The 19892-nt window shown below is 73.9% G+C and carries 17 protein-coding genes; 9 read left to right on the forward strand and 8 right to left on the reverse strand.

Going from position 1 to position 19892, the window contains the following annotated elements; translation table 11 throughout:
- Positions 1 to 106 precede the first annotated feature (106 nt).
- Positions 107 to 1579 (forward strand): aromatic amino acid ammonia-lyase, encoded by a 1473-nt coding sequence (locus QP090_RS06545; RefSeq protein WP_285937583.1) that lies wholly within the window; start codon positions 107 to 109, stop codon positions 1577 to 1579.
- Here the strand turns inward: QP090_RS06545 and QP090_RS06550 are convergent.
- Complete coding sequence (locus QP090_RS06550; RefSeq protein WP_285937584.1) at positions 1567 to 2574, reverse strand: LacI family DNA-binding transcriptional regulator; 1008 nt, start codon at positions 2572 to 2574, stop codon at positions 1567 to 1569. The genes QP090_RS06545 and QP090_RS06550 overlap by 13 nt on opposite strands.
- Positions 2575 to 2700: 126 nt before the next feature.
- Here QP090_RS06550 and QP090_RS06555 point away from each other — a divergent pair, with 126 nt between their 5' ends.
- The 3 genes from QP090_RS06555 to QP090_RS06565 are packed head-to-tail and all read left to right on the forward strand — an operon-like array spanning position 2701 to position 4760.
- The gene (locus QP090_RS06555; protein ID WP_285937585.1) at positions 2701 to 3618 is read left to right on the forward strand and encodes an amidohydrolase family protein; all 918 of its coding nucleotides are present in this window, start codon (positions 2701 to 2703) and stop codon (positions 3616 to 3618) included.
- Positions 3608 to 4150: a cysteine dioxygenase gene (locus QP090_RS06560; protein WP_285937586.1), complete on the forward strand. Its 543-nt coding sequence runs from the start codon at positions 3608 to 3610 to the stop codon at positions 4148 to 4150. Before QP090_RS06555 ends, QP090_RS06560 begins: the two co-directional genes overlap by 11 nt.
- A 40-nt stretch (positions 4151 to 4190) precedes the next feature.
- Positions 4191 to 4760, forward strand: coding sequence for a TetR/AcrR family transcriptional regulator (locus tag QP090_RS06565; RefSeq protein ID WP_285937587.1), 570 nt, complete (start codon positions 4191 to 4193; stop codon positions 4758 to 4760).
- Here the strand turns inward: QP090_RS06565 and QP090_RS06570 are convergent.
- A complete protein-coding gene (locus tag QP090_RS06570) occupies positions 4739 to 5260 on the reverse strand; it encodes an aldo/keto reductase (RefSeq protein WP_285937588.1) in 522 nt (173 codons plus the stop codon). The genes QP090_RS06565 and QP090_RS06570 overlap by 22 nt on opposite strands.
- Before the next feature lie 206 nt (positions 5261 to 5466).
- Between QP090_RS06570 and QP090_RS06575 the strand changes: the two genes are divergently transcribed.
- The gene (locus QP090_RS06575; protein ID WP_285937590.1) at positions 5467 to 6519 is read left to right on the forward strand and encodes a trypsin-like serine peptidase; all 1053 of its coding nucleotides are present in this window, start codon (positions 5467 to 5469) and stop codon (positions 6517 to 6519) included.
- A 64-nt stretch (positions 6520 to 6583) separates the two neighbouring features.
- Here QP090_RS06575 and lanL read toward each other — a convergent pair whose 3' ends face one another.
- A complete protein-coding gene (lanL, locus tag QP090_RS06580; RefSeq protein WP_285937591.1) occupies positions 6584 to 9304 on the reverse strand; it encodes a class IV lanthionine synthetase LanL in 2721 nt (906 codons plus the stop codon).
- Between the two features lie 463 nt (positions 9305 to 9767).
- On the opposite strand from lanL, the gene QP090_RS06585 reads away from it, so the two are divergent.
- Both QP090_RS06585 and QP090_RS06590 read left to right on the forward strand, forming a co-directional pair.
- Positions 9768 to 10877 (forward strand): ATP-binding cassette domain-containing protein, encoded by a 1110-nt coding sequence (locus tag QP090_RS06585; protein ID WP_285937593.1) that lies wholly within the window; start codon positions 9768 to 9770, stop codon positions 10875 to 10877.
- The gene (locus tag QP090_RS06590) at positions 10874 to 11725 is read left to right on the forward strand and encodes an ABC transporter permease (RefSeq protein WP_285937595.1); all 852 of its coding nucleotides are present in this window, start codon (positions 10874 to 10876) and stop codon (positions 11723 to 11725) included. Before QP090_RS06585 ends, QP090_RS06590 begins: the two co-directional genes overlap by 4 nt.
- Positions 11726 to 11739: 14 nt before the next feature.
- Here QP090_RS06590 and QP090_RS06595 read toward each other — a convergent pair whose 3' ends face one another.
- On the reverse strand, positions 11740 to 12849 hold the full coding sequence (locus tag QP090_RS06595) for an acyltransferase family protein (RefSeq protein ID WP_285937596.1): 1110 nt from the start codon (positions 12847 to 12849) through the stop codon (positions 11740 to 11742).
- Positions 12850 to 13053: 204 nt separating this feature from the next.
- On the opposite strand from QP090_RS06595, the gene QP090_RS06600 reads away from it, so the two are divergent.
- On the forward strand, positions 13054 to 13815 hold the full coding sequence (locus QP090_RS06600; protein ID WP_285937598.1) for an SGNH/GDSL hydrolase family protein: 762 nt from the start codon (positions 13054 to 13056) through the stop codon (positions 13813 to 13815).
- A gap of 188 nt (positions 13816 to 14003) precedes the next feature.
- Here QP090_RS06600 and egtD read toward each other — a convergent pair whose 3' ends face one another.
- The 4 genes from egtD to egtA are packed head-to-tail and all read right to left on the reverse strand — an operon-like array spanning position 14004 to position 18329.
- Complete coding sequence (egtD, locus tag QP090_RS06605) at positions 14004 to 14954, reverse strand: L-histidine N(alpha)-methyltransferase (protein WP_285937600.1); 951 nt, start codon at positions 14952 to 14954, stop codon at positions 14004 to 14006.
- 50 nt (positions 14955 to 15004) lie between these two features.
- Positions 15005 to 15742 carry an ergothioneine biosynthesis protein EgtC gene (egtC, locus tag QP090_RS06610; protein WP_285937601.1) on the reverse strand — a complete coding sequence of 246 codons (738 nt, stop codon included), beginning with the start codon at positions 15740 to 15742 and terminating at the stop codon, positions 15005 to 15007.
- Positions 15742 to 17115: an ergothioneine biosynthesis protein EgtB gene (gene egtB, locus QP090_RS06615; protein ID WP_285937602.1), complete on the reverse strand. Its 1374-nt coding sequence runs from the start codon at positions 17113 to 17115 to the stop codon at positions 15742 to 15744. Before egtB ends, egtC begins: the two co-directional genes overlap by 1 nt.
- Positions 17100 to 18329, reverse strand: coding sequence for an ergothioneine biosynthesis glutamate--cysteine ligase EgtA (gene egtA / locus QP090_RS06620; RefSeq protein ID WP_285937603.1), 1230 nt, complete (start codon positions 18327 to 18329; stop codon positions 17100 to 17102). The genes egtB and egtA overlap by 16 nt, the downstream gene beginning before the upstream one ends.
- A gap of 275 nt (positions 18330 to 18604) precedes the next feature.
- On the opposite strand from egtA, the gene QP090_RS06625 reads away from it, so the two are divergent.
- Entirely contained in the window at positions 18605 to 19864 is a 1260-nt protein-coding gene (locus QP090_RS06625) for an RNA polymerase sigma factor (RefSeq protein ID WP_285937604.1), read from the forward strand.
- Positions 19865 to 19892 lie beyond the last annotated feature (28 nt).

The raw sequence follows: 19892 nt of genomic DNA on the forward strand, positions 1-19892 counted from the left end.
TACCCAACAGTAGCCAATCGTCGTCCCCGGACATACGTTCCGACCTGGTCAAGTCATCACATCTTGAGCATAACTACCTGAATACTGTAGAAAGTAGCGTGGCCCCGTGGAGAACAGCCGAATCGTTATCGACGGCCGCGCGCTCACCTGCGCCCAGGTGGGAACGGCCGCCCGCGAAGATGTGACGGTCGCCATAGCCCCGGAGGGTGCGGCGCGCGCGCTCGCGGCCTGGCGGGTCGCCTTGGAGGTCGCCGACGCGCAGCCCGTGTACGGCCGCACCACCGGCGTCGGAGCCAACCGCGTGGTGGACGTGGAGTGGGAGGACGCCGACGCGCACGGCCTGCGGCTGCTGCGCAGCCACGCGGCGGGCGCGGGCCCGCTGGTCGCGCCGGAGATCGTCCGGGCCATGCTCACCGTGCGGCTGAACCAGATCGCGGCGGGCGGCTCGGGCGTCGAGCCGGGCGTCCTCCAGGCCCTCGCCGACGTGCTCAACCTGGGGCTGCTGCCGCCGGTCCCGGTGTACGGGGCGATCGGCACCGGCGACCTCACCGCGCTCGCTTCCACCGCGCTGTGCCTGCTCGGCGAGCGGTCCTGGCTGGCCGGGCCGGACGGGGAGATCGAGCGGGGCCCGGGGTTCACCCTGCGGTCCTCGGACGCGCTGGCCTTCATCAGCTCCAACGCCGCCACGCTCGGCGAGGCGGCGCTCGCCGTGACCGACCTGCGCGAGCTGCTCGCCGCCTCGACCGTCGTCGCGGCGCTGTCGCACTTCGCGGTGCACGGCTCGGAGGAGCCGTTCGCGCCCGCCGTGCAGGACGCCTGCCCGCATCCGGGGCAGCGGGCGGTCGCGAGCGCGATGCGGACGCTGCTGGCGTTCGAGCAGCCGGCCCCGATGCGGATCCAGGACCCCTACGGCTACCGCGCGTTCCCGCAGGTGCACGGGCCCGCGATCGAGGCCGCCGACTACGCCGAGGACGTGGTCGCCCGCGAGATCAACGCCGCCGCCGAGAACCCGCTCGTCGACGTGGCCGGACGGACGGTGTGGCACAACGGCAACTTCCACACCGCCTACGTCGGGCTGGCGCTGGACGCGGCGCGCGCGGCGCTGTTCCAGACGATGGCGCTGTCGGCGGCCCGGCTCGGCACCCTCGCGGAGCCCGCCTTCACCGGGCTCTACCCCTTCCAGAGCGCCACCGAGGCGTCGTCCGGGATCATGATCCTGGAGTACGTGGCGCACTCGGCGCTCGCCGACGTCCGCCGGCTGGCGACGCCGGCGGCGCTCGGCAGCGCGGTGTTGTCGCGCGGCGTGGAGGAGCACGCGGGCTTCTCCACCCAGTCGGCGCGCGCGAGCACCGACGCGGTCGCGGCCTACCGGATCGGCCTCGGCTGCGAGCTGGTCGCCGCCGCCCGCGCGCTGCGGATGCAGGGCCGCGCGCCCGCCGGCGGGCCGCTGAAGGGGGCCTTCGACCTGGCCGCCGCCGTGCTGGACCCGCGCGTGGAGGACCGGCCGCTCGACGCCGACATCGCCGTCGCCGCCGACCTGCTGCCGGGTCTGGCCCGCGTCCAGGGCTACAGCTCCTGATCGCCGGTCGAGGCGCGGACCCGGAGCTCGGGCTCGCGGACGACCCGGCGCTCGTGCGGCTTGCCGTCGATGACGTCGACGACGAGCCGGACCGCGTCCGAGACGATGCCGTCGATGTCCCAGTCGACGGTGGTCAGCGGTGGGGTGAGCAGCGCCGACATCGGGTGGTTGTCGTAGCCGCAGACCGCGATGTCGCCGGGCACGTCCAGGCCGAGCTCGCGGGTGACCGCGTAGACCCCGTAGGCCATGGAGTCGGAGAAGCAGAACACCGCGGTGGGCCGTCCGGGCCCGGCCAGCACCCGCTCGGCGACCTGCGTGGCCCCGGCCAGCGACTGGGGCGCGACGATGAGGTCGACGCGCAGCCCGAGCCGTTCGGCCTCGGCGTTGACGTGCACGTCGGCCGGCCGGTCGGGGGTGCTGGCCCGGGTCGGGGTGAACACCGTCAGCCGACGGTGCCCGAGGGCGCGCAGGTGCTCCAGCGCGAGCGTGACGCCGCGCCGGTTGTCGAACACGACCTCGCCCTGGGCCCGCCCGCCGTGCAGCGCGTCGCCGATCGAGACCACCGGGGTGCTCTCGGCGAGCTCGGCCCACAGCCCGGCGGCGGGGTCGAGCGGCTGCACGATCAGCCCGTCGACCCGCTGGTCGCGCAGCCGCCGGGCGAGCGCGAGCTCGCGCTCGGGGTCGCCGCCGGCGTCGACGATCAGCGCGTAGCGGTCGCGGGCGAGCAGCTCGCGGCCGATGCCGATGGCCAGTGACTGCTGCCAGTAGTCGCCGAGCGAGCCGCACAGCAGGCCGACCTGGCCGGTGCGCCCGCTGGCCAGGGCGCGGGCGATCGGATGCGCCTCGTAGCCGAGCTCCTCGGCCGCCGCGCGGACCCTCTCCTGGGTCTCCTCGGAGGTCTGGATACCGCGCAACGCGTACGACACGGCCGCAGGCGACAACCCCGTCGCCTGCGCCACCTCCCGGATGGTCGCGCGCTTGCGCCTGTCTGGCACCCCACAACCCTAGGGCCAGGCACCGGCGGCTCCGGGTCAACGACTTGACACATAATGGACTTAACCGGTTCACTGAAGCGGTTAAGTGAAGCGGTTCAGATGGAGGGCGGGAGTGAAGATACGCCTGTGACCACCAACGACGCTCACGTGGACGTGCATCAACATCTGTGGGGAGACCCACTGATCGGGGCCCTCCGAAACCGCCGTACGCCCCCGTTCCTGGACGGCTGGACCCTGCGTCTGGACGGCGAGCCGCCGTTCGAGGTCGACCCGGCCGACCACGACCCCGCCCGCCGCGCCGGCCTCGCGCGCGCCGACGGCCTCGGCCGCGCCCTGGTCTCGCTCTCGTCCCCGCTCGGCATCGAGTGGCTGCCGCCGGACGAGGCCCGCCCGCTGCTGGACGCCTATCACGAGGGCGCCGCGGCGCTGCCGGAGCCGTTCGGCGCCTGGGCCGCCGCGTGCGTCAGCGAGATCGACCCCGGCGCGCTCGCCAAGGACCTGCGGCACGGCTTCGCGGGCCTGCAACTGCCCGCCACCGCCCTGGCGGATCCCGCCGGTTACGAGCGGTGCGCACCCCTACTCGACCTCCTCCAGGACCTGGACCTGCCGCTCTTCGTCCACCCGGGGGCCGCCCCCACCGTCCCGGACGTGCCCGGCTGGTGGCCCGCGCTGGTGCCGTACGTCCAGCAGATGCACGCCGCCTGGTACGCGTTCCGCGCGTTCGGCAGGCCGCGCCACCCGCGCCTGCGCGTGTGCTTCGCGATGCTCGCCGGGCTGGCCCCCCTGCACGGCGAACGCCTAGCGGCGCGCGGTGGCGGACGGGGCGAGATCGACCCGGACGCGTTCGTCGAGACGTCCTCCTATGGGCCGCGCGCTGCCGACGCCACCGTCCGCGCGCTCGGTGTCGACGTCGTCGTGCACGGAACCGACCGCCCGTACGCGGGCCCCGCAGACCTCAACCTTGGCGAAGCCGCCCACCACGCGTTCCGCGTGGCCAACCCGCACCGTCTATTGAACGGAGAGGAGCGAACCCATGCCGCCTGAGGTCCTGTCCTGCACCGCCCCCACCCCTGGGGCCGGCCACCTGGAGAACCTGCCCGAACGCCCCCTGGACAAGCGCGAACTCCAAGAGCTGGTCGACGCGCTGGCGACGCGCCCCGAACTGTGGCGGCAGCACGTCGCCTTCTCCGACGAGCAGCGGCACTACGCCTCGCTGTACCGCGACGAGTACGTGGACGTGTGGCTGCTGTGCTGGACACCGCAGAACGACACCGGCTGGCACGACCACGACGTCTCCTCCGGGGCCGTGCGCGTCGTCGCGGGCGCCCTCGAAGAGAACAACCCCCGCATCGGCGGCGTCCACGTGCAGACCGTCATGCCCGAGGGCGTCTCGTTCTCGTTCGGTCCCGACCACATCCACCGGCTCGTCGGCGCGGCCGACGCCAGCGTCTCCATCCACGCCTACTCGCCGCCGCTGTGGCGGCTCGGCCAGTACACCATCGACGACGACGGCCTGATGCGCCGCATGTCGGTCAGCTACGCCGACGAGCTGCGCCCGCTGGACACCGGCGCCTGATCCCCCCTGGACGGGGCGTCCGGGCGCCTACGATGGACTGATGCGGCAAGGCCAGGACGCTCCCGTGCGACGCGACGCCCTGCGCAGCCGCCAGGCGATCCTGGCGGCGGCGCGCGAGGTGTTCGCCGCGGCGTCGAGCGCGCCGATGAGCGAGGTCGCCCGCCGTGCCGGGCTCGGCGAGGCGACCCTGTACCGGCACTTTCCCGATCGGGCGAGGCTGATGGCCGCGCTCGCCGACGAGAACCTCGCGGTGCTCGAACGGCTCGCCACCGAGCACGCCGGGAGCCCCGGCGCGTTCGAGATGCTGCTCAGCGCGCTCGTCGGCGACCAGACCGGATCTCCGGAGCTCGTCCTCGCCATCCGCAACGGGAGCGGCCGGGACGAGCACGCCGACTACGGCCGGCGGTTGCGCGCGCTCCTGCGCGAGCCGATCCGCGCCGCGCAGGCGGCGGGCCTGCTCCGGGAGGACTTCACCCCCGAGGACGCGCTGCTCATCGGCTACATGGTCGACGGCGTCCTGGCCCGCGCCGCCCAGGCCGGCCCGGCGACGGGCGCGCGGGTGCTCGACCTGGTCTGGCGCGGCATCGGTCACAGGCTGGCGGACGGGTAGCGCTCCCCCGCGGCGGCGCCCACGGGGGCCGCGCCGTCCAGGCTCGCCACCTCCTCCGGGGTCAGCGTGATCTCGGCGGCGGCGAGGTTCTCGGCGAGGTAGCCGCGCGGGTCGACCCGGTGCTGGTAGTACAGGTCCACGTGGTCGACGCCGAGCCGCCGCAGCGACGCCTCGATGCAGGCGCGCACGTACTCGGGCCGTCCGTCCACCCCGCGCCGGGACGGGTCGCGCGGGTCGCGGGTCAGCCCGAACTTGGTGGCGAGCACCACCTGGTCGCGGCGCCCGGCGACCGCCCGTCCGACCAGCTCCTCGTTGGCGCCCTGACCGTACTGGTCGGCGGTGTCGAGCAGGGTCACGCCGGCGTCCAGCGCCGCCCGGATCGTCCGGACCGCCTCCGCCCCGTCGACCGGGCCGTAGTTCTCGCTCATGCCCATGCAGCCGAGCCCGAGCGCGGACACCTTCAGCCCCGGCGCCCCGAGCCCGCGTACCGGAATGTTCATGCGGCCCCTCTCCTGGATGAAATGAGAGTATAACCCTCACTTCTCTGGAATCCGCGCCGAGAAGAGCCGGTCGGCGAGGGCGCACGCGGACGCGGCGGTCTCGACGGCCGCGCCGCCCCCTCGACACCGTCCCACGCGATACCGTCACCATCTGACGCATTGCGATGCTTCAGCCACGTTAAGTCACAACAGGGTCGGGGGACCACATGAGAACAAGCCTGATCCTCGGCGCCTTGCTCGCCACCGCCTGCGCGGGCGCGCCGGCCTGGGCGGACGCTCCGGCCGCGGGCACGGCTCCCGCCGCGTCCGACCCGGGCACGCCGATCTCCGTGCGCGCGCCGCGCAGCCCGGACGGCGGGGACGGCGCGGGCGCCGCGCGGAACCGCCGCTCGGCGCCGCTCACCACCTACTGGACGCCGTCCCGGATGCGCCATGCCGTCGCCGCCGATCCGGGCAGGGCAGCCGACGCGCGCGGGCCGGCGCGCAAGGACACCGTCCGCACCGTCCCGCCGAAGGCCGCCCCGGGGCGGCCGGACCGGCAGGCCGCGCCCGCGGGCGGGACGAAGACGGGCTCGGCCGTTCCGGCGAGCAGGGCCACCGGCAAGGTGTTCTTCCGCAACGCCGCCAACGGCCGCGACTACTCCTGCTCGGCCGCGGTGGTCAACAGCGCGTCCGGAAGCCTGATCAGCACCGCCGGCCACTGCGTCCACGACAGCGGCGACCACGGCACCTGGCACCAGAACTGGGCCTTCGTCCCCGACTTCGCCTCCGGCGAGCGGCCGTACGGGATCTGGCGGGCCGAGTGGCTGGCCGGCTTCACGGGCTGGACCAGCGGGCACCGCGCCGAGTACGACGTCGCGTTCGTGAAGGTGGCCAGAGCGGACGGGCGGAGCATCGTCGACACGGTCGGCGGTAACGGGTTCCAGACCGGGACGCCCCGGGACCGCAGGCTGACGATCCTCGGCTACCCGTTCCTGCCCCCCTACAAGGGCGACCGGCAGTACTACTGCGCCGGTGACGCCGCCCCCACGGGCCGCCGTATGAAGATGCCCTGCACCCTCACCACCGGAACCAGCGGCGGCCCATGGCTGTGGCGGTACGACGGCACCACCGGCCTCGGCTACGTGAACGGGATCTCGACGAACACCGACCTGTCCAACACCACGCTGTGGAGCCCCTACCTCGGCGACGCGGCCTGGAACCTCTACCGCTACGCCGACCGGCTCCAGACGGCCACGACCGAGACCGGAGCACCCTAGGGCCTGCCTCACAGTGCCAAGCCCGGCCAGGCGAGGACGCCGGGCCGGGCTTGGAAACACGCCCCTAGACCGGGAGGGCCTCCACATTGGCTGGGGGCTTCGCCCGCGTGCGGGCGGCGCTCCCGGGGAGGGCGAACGGGTCGAGCCACACGCGCGGCTCCCCCGGTGTGCGGAGCCGCCGCAGGAACGACAGGATGCCGGAGCTGCCGGTCGACCAGTCGCCGCTGGTCTCGGACAGCGAGGTGTCGGGGAAGACCGGCGCGTCGTCCGGGCCGCCCGCCCTGGAGAGGATGAGCCGCGCGACCCGTTCGGCCTGCCGGTCGTAGGCGGTCTCCCCGGTGGTCCGGGCGAGGTCAAGGAACAGCTCGCCGATCCCGGCGAGCCCGCAGCACTGGGTGAGGGCGTACATCCGCGGCGCCAGGTCGTGGCAGACGGCGGCGGCGTCGCGCGCGAGGTCGAGGTACCGGTCGTCGCGCAGGTCGCGCGCGGCCCGGACGAGCGAGGCGCCCATGCCGGCGGTGCCCTGGCAGAACGAGGCGTGCATGGGCTTGGCCGAGGCCGACATCGCCGCCTGGAGGACCTGCCCGAAGTGGTCGGCGAGGACGTCGTAGCCCTGCCGCGCCGCGCGGCCCGCGTCGTCGTCGCCGGTCGCGGTGTGGAAGTCGAGCAGGAAGTGCGAGGTGCCCGCGATGCCGTGCGCGTAGCCGAGCGTCTGCGACAGCGAGGCGCAGTCGTCGTAGTCGGGCGCGTTCTCGCGGACGGCCCGGGTGGGATCGTGCTCGACGAGGCGCGCGGCGCACTCGGCGGCGATGCCCAGCCTGCCGTCGTCGCCGGTGAGCCGCCAGATCAGGAGCTGCCCGGCGCCGATCCCGGCCAGGCCCTTGTGCTGGTCGGGCACGGTGACGCGGGGCAGCACGGGACGGGCCATCGGCTCGGCGATCGCGGCAAGGCCCGGGTCGTCGAGCGCGGCCCCGGCGGCGGCGAGGAAGACCGCCGTGCCGGTGTCGCCGGTGTAGAGGCCGGGCCGTCCGCCCCTGAGGATCTGGAAGCCGCCCGTCCAGTACGCCAGGGCGCGCGCGAGGTCGCGGGCGGCCTCGTCGCCGGCGACGGCGTGGTGCAGCAGCTCGACACCGACGCCGGCGCTGCCCCGGTAGAGGTTGATCGGGCTGGTCACGCGGCCCTTGTCGAAGCCCTCGCCCGCCATCAGGCGCCGCGCGTGCCCGGTGACGGCACCGAGCGTGTGCCGGATGACCTCGTCCAGTTCGAGGGAGGCGGTGCGCCCGGACCGCGCGACGGCGGGCTCGCCGTCGAAGCGGCCCGCGCGGATCGCGTCGGCCGCGGCCCGCCGCGCCGCCGGGTCGGCGCTCAGCAGGCCGAGGACCTCGGCGGTCATGCCGCCGCGCCCGTCCAGGACGACGGCGGCACGGGACACGTCGTGGTTGTGCGGGTCGCCCGTCATCCAGGTGGGCGGCAGGCCGGTGGCGGCGTAGTAGAGGGTGGCGCCCAGCGAGTAGTAGTCGTCCTCCGGCGTGGCGGGCTCGTTGCGCTCCTGGGCGCGGGAGCTGTAGCCGGGCGTGCCGGCCGACATCGGGGGGCCCTCGCCGGCGACATGGCTGATCTCGAAGTCGATCAGGGTCGGCCGGCCGGACGCGTCGTCCAGCACGATGTTGGTGGGGTTGAGGTCGCGGACCAGCACGCCCCGCTGGTGGACCTGGTCGAGCAGGCTCAGCAGCCGCGCGGCGAGCGTGCGCAGGCCACGCCCGTCCGGCGCGGGTTCGGAGCCGTACAGCCCACGTTCGGCGATCTCCTGGCCGAGCGGCATCTCGCCCATCTCGCTGACGACGAGGTACTCCTGGTCGCCGTGCCGGAAGTGGTCGATCACGCCGGGCACGGTGTCGAGGTCCTTGAGCATTTCCAGCGCGTACCGCTCGTTGCGGAGCCGGGCCTTGGAGTCGCGGCCGTGCGCGTCCTCGTTGACGTGCGGGCGCGCCTCCTTGACGATCACCCGCCGGTCGTCCCGGAGGTCGACGGCCCGGTAGACGTAGCCCTTGCCGTTGGTGGTGAGGCCGCACACCATGCGGTAGCGCCCGCCCAGCACGACGTCCTTCGCCTCGTCCGCTCCCGTCGGCGCGGACGTCTCGGACGTCTCGGACGGTGCGGGCGTCTCGGACGGGCCGGCGGCGCGGGCGGCCGGGACCTCGGTCAGCAGCGGGTCGGGGTCCCAGGGCGGCTGCCAGAAGGTGTCGCCGGCCACGCCCGGGTGCGTGTGTCCGGCCGGGTCGGTGACGACGAGTTCGAGGTCGCCGTCCTCGTTGACCTCGTAGGACGGGCTGAACGGCCCGTAGCGGTAGTACACCGGGGCGTCGGGCCGGACCCGCCGGTCGCTGACGATCCGCGGCCCGTCCAGGCCCGCCAGGCATTCGGCGAGCGCGCGGGCGAGCGGCGCGACGGCGGCGCGCTCGGCGTAGACCGTGACGGCCTTGCCGATCGAGCCGGGACCGGTGTTGGCGGAGTTGAGGTCGCGCAGCAGCTCGCCGGACCTGACCACCTTGAAGTGGCAGGGCGTCTCCAGCAGCACCGGCGTCATCCGCCGGACGGTCTCCAGCAGCGTCGACGGCCGGGCCGAGACGTGGATCTTCCAGCCCTGGCCGGGCAGCCGGAAGTCGGCCCGGTCCACGGCGAGCCAGGGGCCGTGGGCGGAAACCGTGCGGCCCGCCGCGCCGATCTGCTCGGTCAGCTCCGCGCGGAGGTCGTGCTCCCGCAGTGTCCCAGATTCGTCAAGCACGTTCGCCAGCCCTTTCCCCTGATGCCTCGAACACGTAGTGGGTCTGCACGACTACAGTGAGCGAGCCGACGGGACATGACTGAGGGGCCACCGCCGCGGACGGTGGCCCCTCAGCCGCTGTACTTCGCCGTGGTATCCGTCAGAGACGGACGACCGCGCTCACGAAGAGGTGACGCTAGGCCTGCGTGCTGAAGTCGTCACACAGGCGAGTCATGCCCCAGTGACAGACGGTGCAGCTACCGGCCTGGTAACCGGGGGCCTCCGAGGGAACCGCCTCGAGGGCGACGAACTCGAAGTTGCCGGCGTCACGCGGCTCGAGAAGAGCGGACATGTGTCCTCCTTGGATACGTTGTGCGTTCTTGCGACTACAGTGAGCAACATAGCGGCACTGAGTTCCACCTGTCATCCCCCTCGCGAAAACCATGTACGAGCAAAACCGAGCGGCAGCCCGGGAGGCCGTAAAATGATCACTCGGTACCTGCGCCCCACCAGGTATTTCACCGCCGGGACCCGCCACGGCCCCCCCTCCGAAGATGTCGAACCGGCGCCCGCGATCCGCGCCCGCGCCCTGGCCAAGACCTATCCGGACGGCGCGGCCGTCCGGGGCGTCGACCTCACGGTCGGCGCGGGCGAGACCTTCGGGTTCCTCGGGCCGAACGGCGCGGGCAAGACGACCACGATCTCGATGCTCTGCACGCTGACCGCCCCCACGTCCGGACGGGCCTGGGTGGCCGGGCACGACGTCGCTGCGGCCTCCCACCAGGTGCGCAGGCACATCGGCCTGGTCTTCCAGGAGATGACGCTCGACCAGGGGCTGACCGCGTGGGAGAACCTCCGGTTCCACGCCCGGCTGTACGGGCTCCCGACCGCGGTCGCGCACGAGCGCGCCGCCGCTCTGCTCGACCTGGTCGAGCTGGGCGACCGCCGCGACAGCCTGGTCCGCACGTTCTCCGGGGGGATGAAGCGCCGGCTGGAGATCGTGCGCGGGCTGATGCACCGCCCCCGGGTGCTGTTCCTGGACGAGCCGACCCTCGGGCTCGACCCGCAGACCCGGGCGCAGATCTGGGACCACCTGCACCAGCTCCGGCGGCGCGAGACGATCACGCTGTTCCTGACCACGCACTACCTGGACGAGGCCGAGCAGTGCGACCGGATAGCGATCATCGACGAGGGCCGGATCATCGCCGAGGGCTCGCCCGACCGGCTGAAGAGCGTGATCGGCGCCGACCGGGTCGAGCTGCGCACCCGCGACGACACGGCCGCCGCCGAGCGGCTGCGCACCGAGTTCGGGCTCGACGTCGACTTCATCCCGCAGGGGCCGGGCGACCCCGGGGGCGGTGCGGACGGGAGTGAGGGCGGAGGTGCCGGGAGGCTGTCGGTCCGGGTGGCCGACGGCGCGGCGTTCGTCCCGCGGCTGTGCGCGGGCCTCGGCGTCGCGGTCGAGTCGGTCACGGTGGTCCGGCCGAGCCTCGACGACGTCTTCTTCCACTACACCGGGCGCAACATCCGCGAGGACGGGGCTCCGCGGCTCCCGGGCGCGCGCGTCCCGCTGACCCCGGAGGCACGCTCATGACCGCCGTCCAGGCCGAACCGGCGCTGCCCGGAAGCGGGCGCCTCACCGACGAGCTGCGCGCCATCCAGGTGGTGTGGCACCGCGACATGCTGCACTACCAGCGCGACCGGATCAAGGTCCTGGTCACGCTGCTCCAACCGGCGCTGATGCTGCTCGTGCTGGGCGCCGGGCTGTCCGCGCTGCTGCCCACCTCGGCGCAGGGCGCCGACTACCGCACCTTCCTGTTCCCCGGCATGCTGGTGATGACGGTGCACAGCCCGGCGATCGGGGCCGGGGTCTCGCTGGTCAGCGACCGGCAGATGGGGTTCCTGCGCGAGATGGTCGTCGCGCCGGTCCGGCGCGAGACGCTGCTGGTCGGCAAGTGCCTGGGCGGCGCGACCGTCGCCGCCTGCCAGGGCGCGCTGCTGCTGCCGCTGGCCGGGATCGCGCGGGTCCCCTATGACCCGGTCCTGCTGGCGCTGCTGCTCGGCGAGATGGTGCTCATCGCGCTGATGCTGACGGCGTTCGGCATGCTGCTGGCCGTCACCGTGCGGCGCACCGAGACCTTCCACGCGCTGCTGAGCCTGCTGATGATGCCGCTGATCTTCCTGTCCGGGGCGATGTTCCCGGCGGCCGGGCTGCCGGGCTGGCTGAGCTGGGCGGTGACGCTCAACCCGGTGAGCTACGCGGTGGACGCGCTGCGCCGGACGATCACGGGCCGGCTGACCGGGCCCATCCCCGACCGGCTGTTCACCGGGCCGCACTGGGGCGGGTGGGCGCCGCCCGTCCAGCTGGAGCTGCTCCTGATCGGCGTCGTCGGGGTGGTCATGCTCGTCCTCGGGGGGCGCCGCTTCGGCCGCTCCGAGTGAGGACGGCCGCCCGTTCAGTCGCGCGCGGGCGCGGGCGTGGGCGCGGGCGTGGGCGTGGGCGCGGGCTCGACGGGTGGGGGCTCTGGCGCGCGCAGTGGTTTCAGGGACGCGCGGAGCCCCGCCCGCAGCCACGCCTGGCCGGGACGTTCGATCAGCCGGTGCACGCCGTAGGCGAGCAGCAGCGAGGCCGCGGTGGTCAGGGCCAGCGCCGCCCAGCGGTTCAGGTCCGGGTAGGCACGGTCCAGCAGCGGCAGCGCGATCTGCGAGTGGGTCAGGTACAGCGGGTAGGTCAGCGCGCCGAGCAGCGTCAGGCCGGGCCACCGCACGCGGCGCAGCCGGCCGGTCGCGACCAGGGCCAGCACCAGGAAGATCCCGGTGACGGCGGCGGCGACCACCCGCTCGTCCGAGCCCTTGAACACGGTCCCGGCGCGCCAGGCGCCCCAGTGCAGCGCCAGCAGCCACGACGCCGCGACGTAACCCCACAGCAGCAGCGTCGGGCCGTGCCGGTGGATCAGGAAGAGCGCCATGCCGCCGACGAAGTACGGACTCCAGGTCGGCACGAGCATCACCTGGAGCAGCTTGCCGCCCGCCTCGTCGGCGAAGACGCCGCCGAGCAGCCACGCCGCCATGAAGACCAGGCACGACCGGTAGGTGATGCCGATCCCGGCGAGCACCGCGACCAGCACGTAGAAGTGCAGCTCGACCCAGAGCGTCCAGTAGACGGCGTCGACGTTCGGCACGCCGAGGCCGCCCTGGAGCATCGTGAGGTTGGGCACCACCAGGCCGGGAACCCCGTTGCCGAGATGGAACGCGCCGTAGACCACGGCGCCGAGCAGCACGCTCGCCCAGTACGCGGGCATCAGCCGCACCAGCCTGGAGACGCCGAACTCCCCCGGGCCGCGCCCCCACGCGCTCATCAGGATCACGAACCCGCTGACCGCGAAGAACAGGTCGACGCCGAGGTAGCCGTACCGCGTCACGGCCGCGAGGCCGCCGAACAGCTCGCGCGCGGGGTCCGGCCACGGCCCGGCCCCGCCGAACCCGGTGAAGTGGTAGAGCACCACCGCCAGCGCGGCGAGGAAGCGCAGCAGGTCGAGTTCGCGGAGGCGGTCGGCTCGGGTCACCCGCGGAAGGCTGGCGGGATCGGATGGCGTCCGGCGAGCCGCAACGTGATGCCGCGGTGAACTGCGCGTGTAGGCGACGGCGCGTCAGGCGAGAGTCCCGCATCGCCTTGTACGGCGGCTCTGCGGACCGTCCGGACCGGGCCCGGAGCGGCGGTGTCATCAGTAGGATGCCGCTGACGCCCCCCCGGAACTTGGTGGTACCTGATGACGATTGGCCGCGCCCGCCGCGGCGCGGCGATCCTCGCGCTGTGCCTCGGCCCGCTGACGGCGACCGGTTGCACCGCCTTCGCTGGCGAGGTCCACCCGAAGCGCACGGCTTCGGCGGCGCCGGCCGCCGGGCCGGGCAGCTCCAAGGCCCCCGTCGTGATGTTCCTCGGCGACAGCTACACCGTCGGCGAGCGGGGCAGCAAGCCCGAGCGGACCTATGCGATGGCGCTGGGGCGGCTGCTCGGGTGGCAGGTCATCGTCGGCGGGCGGGGCGGCACCGGGTTCGTCGCGGGCGGCGACCGGCGGTCCTCGTTCATCCAGTCGTTCGAGAGCCAGCTCGGCTGGCGGCCGGCGCCCGACCTGCTGGTGGTGGCGGGCGGGCACAACGACTACGGCTTCCCGGCCCCGGAGGTGTCCGGCGCCGCGCAGATCGTGCTCGAACGCGCCCGGCAGCGCTGGCCCGCCACCCGCGTCGTGCTGATCGGCCCGCTCTGGGGCAACGACACGCCGCCGGCGTCGGCACTGGCCGTCCGCGACGGACTGAGCGGGCTGGCGCAGCGGTTCGGCCTCCAGTTCATCGATCCGATCGCCGAGCACTGGATCACCGGCAACCGGGTGAACGGCACCGGCAACGCGGCCCGGCTCATCCAGCGCGACGGGACGCACCCGACCCCCACGGGCCACCGCTACGTGGCCACGCGGCTCGCCGCCGACTTCCGGCGGCTCGGCCTGGCGCATCCTTCCCACACCGGACGCTAGTCGGTGTCTATTCGGGTAGGGAAGGGTCCGTCAGGGTGCCTCAGCCATCGCGCGAGCGCGTTGCCTGCCCGGTGAGGTGAAGCCGAAGGCGAGCCTCACCGGGCAGATCGCGAAGCGATGTCGCGCTCGCCCAAGCTCGGTCGGCGTCCGAGCCGCCAGGCGAGGATGCCGGGCCGGGCTGAAAGGGGTCAAACAGAGCGGGCCAGGCTGAGGGAGAAGTCGCCGGCCTCGTCGGTCCAGAATCCGGCGAGCGCGAGTCCGGCGGCGCCGAGTTCCGATTCCAGGCGCTCGCGCCGGAACTTGGCGGAGATCTCGGTGCGGGTCTCCTCCCCGGCAGCGAACGCCACCTCCAGGTCGAGGCCGCCGATGCGGACGGTCTGGTCGCGGGTGGACCGCAGCCGCATCTCGATCCACTCGTCGGCCGCGTTCCAGCGCGCGACGTGCTCGAACGCGGTGACGTCGAAGTCGGCGTCCAGGTCGCGGTTGATGACGTGCAGGACGTTGCGGTTGAACTCGGCGGTGACGCCCGCGGCGTCGTCGTAGGCGCGGACGAGGCGGTCCACGTCCTTGATCAGGTCGGCGCCGATCAGCAGCGCGTCGTCCTCGCCCATGGTGGCGCGCAGGCCGCCGAGGAAGCCGATGCGGGCGGCGGGCGGCATGTTGCCGACCGTCCCGCCGAGGAAGGCGATCAGCCGCCGGTCGCCGCCGGGCAGCAGGTCCAGGTGCTGCTCGTAGTCGGCGACCACGGTGCGGACGGTGAGTCCGGGATGGTCGGCGGCGATCTGCCCGGCGGCCTCCTCGAGGAAGTCGCCGCTCACGTCGACCGGGACGTACGAGCGCAGCGTGCCGTGCAGGGCGTCCAGCAGCACCCGGGTCTTCTCCCCCGAGCCCGCGCCGAGCTCCAGCAGGGTGCGGGCGCCGGTGGCGGCGGCGATCTCGGGGGCCCGCGCGGTGAGGATCTCGCGTTCGCGGCGGGTCGGGTAGTACTCCTCCAGTTTGGTGATCTCCTCGAAGAGCGCGCTGCCGCGCTCGTCGTAGAACCACTTGGGCGGCAGCGACTTGGGCGTGCCGGTGAGCCCCTCCCGGACGTCCTGGCGGAGCGTCTTGGCGAGGTCGTCGGCGGTCAGGAACCGGTCCATCGGGTTCTCCTTCTGAGCGGGGCACGGCGGAACGGGGCGGCGCGGTCGGTTCACAGGGGGGTCATGCGCACTCCTGACACCAGGTCGGCGGTCACCAGGGACCGTTCGGGGACGGCCTGCCAGCCGGGGCCGCCGTCGAGCGGCTCCGAGGCGATCCTGATCTCCGCGGGGGTGGCGCGGACGAAGAGGGAGTCGCCCCAGGTGGTGGCGGCCAGCGCGACGCCGTCGGCGGCGAGCAGGTTGTAGCGGCCGGGGGCGAGGCCGGCGACGTCGCGGATGACGCCGGCGAGGCCGTCGCCGAGGGACTCACCCACACGCCAGCGCCGGGCGGCGATGGCGAAGAGCAGCGCCGAGTCGACGGGCGCCCGCGCGTCCTGCACGCCGCCGAGGTCGCCGGCCAGGTTCCGCAGCCTGTCCTCCACGCCGGCGAAGTCGTCGATCGTGCCGTTGTGGCTGAACAGGCGTGATCCGGCGCGGAAGGGCTGAGCGCATGACTCGTCCACCGGGAATCCGGAGGTGGCGGACCGGATCGCGGCCACCGCGCAGGTGCTCCGCACGACGCCCGCGACCTCGCGGAAGGAGGTGTCGGTCCAGATCGGCTGGGCCCGGCGGAACCGCACCGGCGTGCGGTCGCGGTCGTACCAGCCGATGCCGAACCCGTCGGCGTTGAGGAGGTTGCCCTGCGTCATGCGCGGGGCGTACGACTGCTGTTCCAGCGAGTGCTCACCGTCGTAGACGAGCGCGCGCAGCGACGTCGCCGGGCCGAGGTATCCGAGGTGCCTGCACATCACCGGGCCTCCGCATCACGCGCCAGCCGGAAGCCGCTGAAGATCTGCCGACGGATCGGGAAGTCCCAGTTGCGGAACGTGCCGCGGACGGCCAGCGGGTGGGTGGCCCAGGACCCTCCGCGCAGCACCTTGTAGCCGGGTCCGAAGAAGACCTCGGAGTACTCCCTATAGGGGAAGGACCGGAATCCCGGGTAGCCGTGGAAGTCGGACGAGGTCCACTCCCAGACGTCCCCGACGAGCCGCCTCACCCCGTACGCCGAGGCGCCCGCCGCGTACGACCCGGCCCCGGCGGGACGCAGCAGGCGCTGGCCCAGGTTCGCGCGGCCCTCTTCATAGGCGTCGCCCCAGGGGTAGCGGCGCGGCCGTCCGGTGCCGGGATCCCAGCGGGCGGCCTTCTCCCATTCGGCCTCGGTGGGGAGGCGTCGACCCGCCCATCGGGCGTACGCGTCCGCCTCGTACCAGCACACGTGCTGCACGGGTTCGCCGGACGGGACGGGTTCGGTGCGTCCGAATCGTCTCCGCAGCCACTGGCCGCCCTCGCGGAACCAGAACCCGGGGGCGCGCTTGCCGCCGGACGTCCGCCACTCCCAGCCCTTCGGGTCCCACCAGCGGCGCTCGTCGTAACCTCCGGCTTCCATGAAGGCGAGGTAGGCGGCGTTCGTGACGGGTTCGGCGTCGATGAAGTAGGCGGGCAGGTCCACGATGTGGCCGGGGCGTTCGTTGTCGTAGGCCCATGGATCCTCGGACGTGCCCATCTCGAACGGGCCCGCGCCGATGAACACCTCGCCGCACGCAGGCGCGGTGTCCCCTGGCACGCTCCGCGGCCGGCCCTCCGGCTGCGCGTCGTCCGCCGCATCGTCGGGCGGGGGTTCGAGCAGGGCAGGGGCGCCCTCGCGGAGCTGGTGCGTGGCGAGCATCGTCTCGTCGTGCATGTGCTCGTGCTGGACGACCATCCCGTACACGAACCCGCCCGAGGTGAGCGGGTCGGCCGGGTCGAACCGCGCCGCCGGGAGGGAGTCGAGCACCTTCGCGCGCACCGTGGCGATGTAGGCGGCGGCCTCGCGCGGCGGCAGCAGCGGCAGCGCCGGGCGTTCCGCGCGGGGATGCTCGAACGCGTCGTACAGGCCGTCGATCTCGGGCCGCATCGGCTCGGCGCCCGTCGCGGCGCGCAGCAGCCACAGCTCCTCGTAGTTGCCGATGTGGGCGAGGTCCCAGACGAGCGGGGACATCAGCGGGGACACCTGCGCGGTGAGCGCGTCCTCGTCCAGGACGGCGACGGTGAGGCCGAGGCTGCGGTCGCGCGCCGAGCCGAGCTCGCCGGCGATCAGTTCCTTGAGCGCGTGCTCGCCCGGCGGGCTCACGGGGTCGGCCATGGGGACTCCTCCTCTGCGGAGCGGGAGACGGGGGCGAGGACGTCGTCGGCGGGGCTACGGCCCCGCTCGACGTAGCGGCGCGCGTACTGGTCGACCAGCGGCGCCAGACCGTGCGCGCCCAGCCTGGGCAGCGCCTCCAGGGCCGCCCGGAAGCAGGCGCGGGCGGCGGTCCCGAGGACGGGGTCGGCGAGCCCGCGGCGGGCGGCCTCGTCCCAGCGTCCGGCCGCGGGCTCGGCCGCCGCCTCGGCCAGTGCGGACGCGCGCGGGTCGTCGAGCAGCGCGGTGGCGACGGCGACGGGGACGGGCCAGTACGGGTCGGGCAGCGCGTCGATCATGCGCAGTTCGAGCCAGCCGCGCGGCCGGACCGGCGGGAACAGGGTGGACAGGTGGTACTCCAGGTCCTGCTGGTCGGGCTCGCCCTTACCGAGCCATTCGCGGAACGACATGCCGGGCGCGGCGACCCACGCGCCCGCGGCGGTGTGCACCACCATCACCTGCGCGTCCAGGGCGTACCTGGTCCACTCCTCGGCCGGGTCGGCGGGGCCGTCCGGTCCGTCCCGCAGGACCGGCCCGGTGCGGCCCGGGTCGAGGTCGGTCCAGATGCCCTGCCTGGACGAGCGCAGCCCGGTGCGGCGCCCGGAGAGCACCGGCGAGTTGGCGAACGCCGCGACCAGCACCGGCCCGAGGGCGTGTGCGAGCCGCCAGCGGCGGGCCGCGTCGGCGGGGTCCGCGCCGATGTCCAGGCACACCTGCACGGACGCGGTGGAGCACATCATCGCCCGTCCCACGTCGGCGAACCCGCCCGCGGCGAAGTAGTCGCGCATGCAGAGGTAGCGGGGGTGCTCGGCCTGGAAGACCGGCCTCCGCAGCGGGTCTACCCCGTGCCCCGCGAGCGCGACGCCGGCCGGGGCGAGCACCGCGCGCAGGTGCGCGAGGTCGGCGGCGAGCGCGGCGTGCGCCGGAGCGAGGCCGGGGTACGGGGCGGAGCTGAGCTCCAGTTGCCCGCCCGGCTCGTAGGTGACGCGGCTGCCGCCGGGAGGCGGCCCGGCCGCGTCGACGAGGGCGCGCACCCGCTCGCCGGGGACGTGCGCGCCGGGGTCGGCGGAGTCGATCACAAACCACTCGGTCTCCGCCCCGACCGTGCCGGGTGGGCCGTTCTTGAAGCAGACGCCGTGAATGTGCTGGTAGACGTCATCGATGGTCAGCCGGGTCACCGTCGACTCCTCTGATCGATCACAGGTTCGAAGCCTTCCCTGCTGAAACGCATCAGGAATCCGGGTTTTCCGGGAGATTTTGGTTAAATCTCGAAAACCATCACTCTCCGCACCGATCCCTTTGCGGTCCGAATGGTCCGACATGACGGATGTCACGGACTTCTCAGACATTGACTCAGTGCACTAGAGTCCCGACTCCCACCGGTAACGCTCGATCCGCGGGCGGCCGGTGCCGGGCGGGTCAGGGCACCCGGACGGGTCACATCGGAGGTCACATGCGCGGGGACCTGAGCTCCCTCTACGACGCGCACGCCGCTCGTCTCTACGCGTACTGCTGGTCGCTGCTCGGCGACGAGGCGGCAGCGGCAGCGGTCACCGACACCTTCACCGCCGCGGTCCACCAGCCGCCGCGCGGCGACAAGGTGCTGTGGCTCTACTCGCTCTCCCGGTCCGCCTGCGCCGACCGCGGCGCGTTCGCCGACCACAGCGCGTTCACCGACCGCGGCGCTCCGGTGTACACCGGGGCCGACCCGCTGCTGCGCGCCGCCGGCGGACTGCGCGCCGACCAGCGCGAGGTACTGCTGCTGTGGGCGGGCGAATGGCTGGAGACCGCCGACATCGCGCACGTCCTCGGCATCGCCCCCGACACGGTGGCGCAGCTCCTGCACGCCGCGCGCATCCGGCTCGAGCGGGCCGTGCTCGACACGCTGATGCGCGGCACCACCGAGATGTCGCTGGAGCTGATCGCGGCATTCGAGAAGGGCAGGCTGCCGCAGCTCCTCGCCCGGCGGTCGCCCGCGCTGGCGCCCACGTGGCTGCGCGAGCAGGTCCTGGACGTCTGCGAGACCGAGGCCACCCGGGCGCTGCCGAGCGTCGCGGTGCCGAGCCCCCTCGTGGTCATCGGGCCGCCGGGCGCGGCCGGCCGCACCGGGCGCGCCGGCGCGGGCGGCTCGCGGGCCAAGCGCCGCGTGCTCGGCAAGGGCATCGGCGCGGTCGCCGGGATCGCCGCCGCCGCGGCGGCGGCGGTCGGGCTGCTGGTGTCGTGGCCGGCGGCCAAGAGCGGCGGCACGAGCTCGCTCGTCCCGACGGCCGGTCACACCGACCAGAGCGGTCAGGCCACGCCGGAACCCGACCAGCGCACCCAGGGCCTCACCGGCGGCGAGCGGTCCACCGGCGGCGCGAAGCCGACGTCCGGCAATCCCGTCACCAGCGCGTTCGACGAGCCGCCAGCCCCCGCCGTCCCGGCGCCCGGCACCCCGCGCGCCGACGGCGGCACCACGGCCCCGGCCAAGCCGTCCTCCCCCGCGCCCAAGCAGAGCAAGGTCGGCAAGACGGCCGCGCCGGAGCCGGGTACCTCCAAGCCGCCGGACGAGACGAGCACACCCCCGGACGACGGCGGCACGTCCCCGGGCGGCGGCGGTTCCACCTCCCCTGGCAGCCCGAGCCCGACGGACCCGACGACTCCCACCGACCCGCCCACGCAGGACCCGGAGCCGTCGCCGTCCCCCACGTCCAACCCGACCCCGGCGCCCTAGCGGCCACCGGCGCCACAGCCGCGGACGG

Origin of the sequence: Actinomadura xylanilytica (genome assembly GCF_030283145.1) — a bacterium.
GTDB classification, from domain to species: domain Bacteria; phylum Actinomycetota; class Actinomycetes; order Streptosporangiales; family Streptosporangiaceae; genus Spirillospora; species Spirillospora xylanilytica.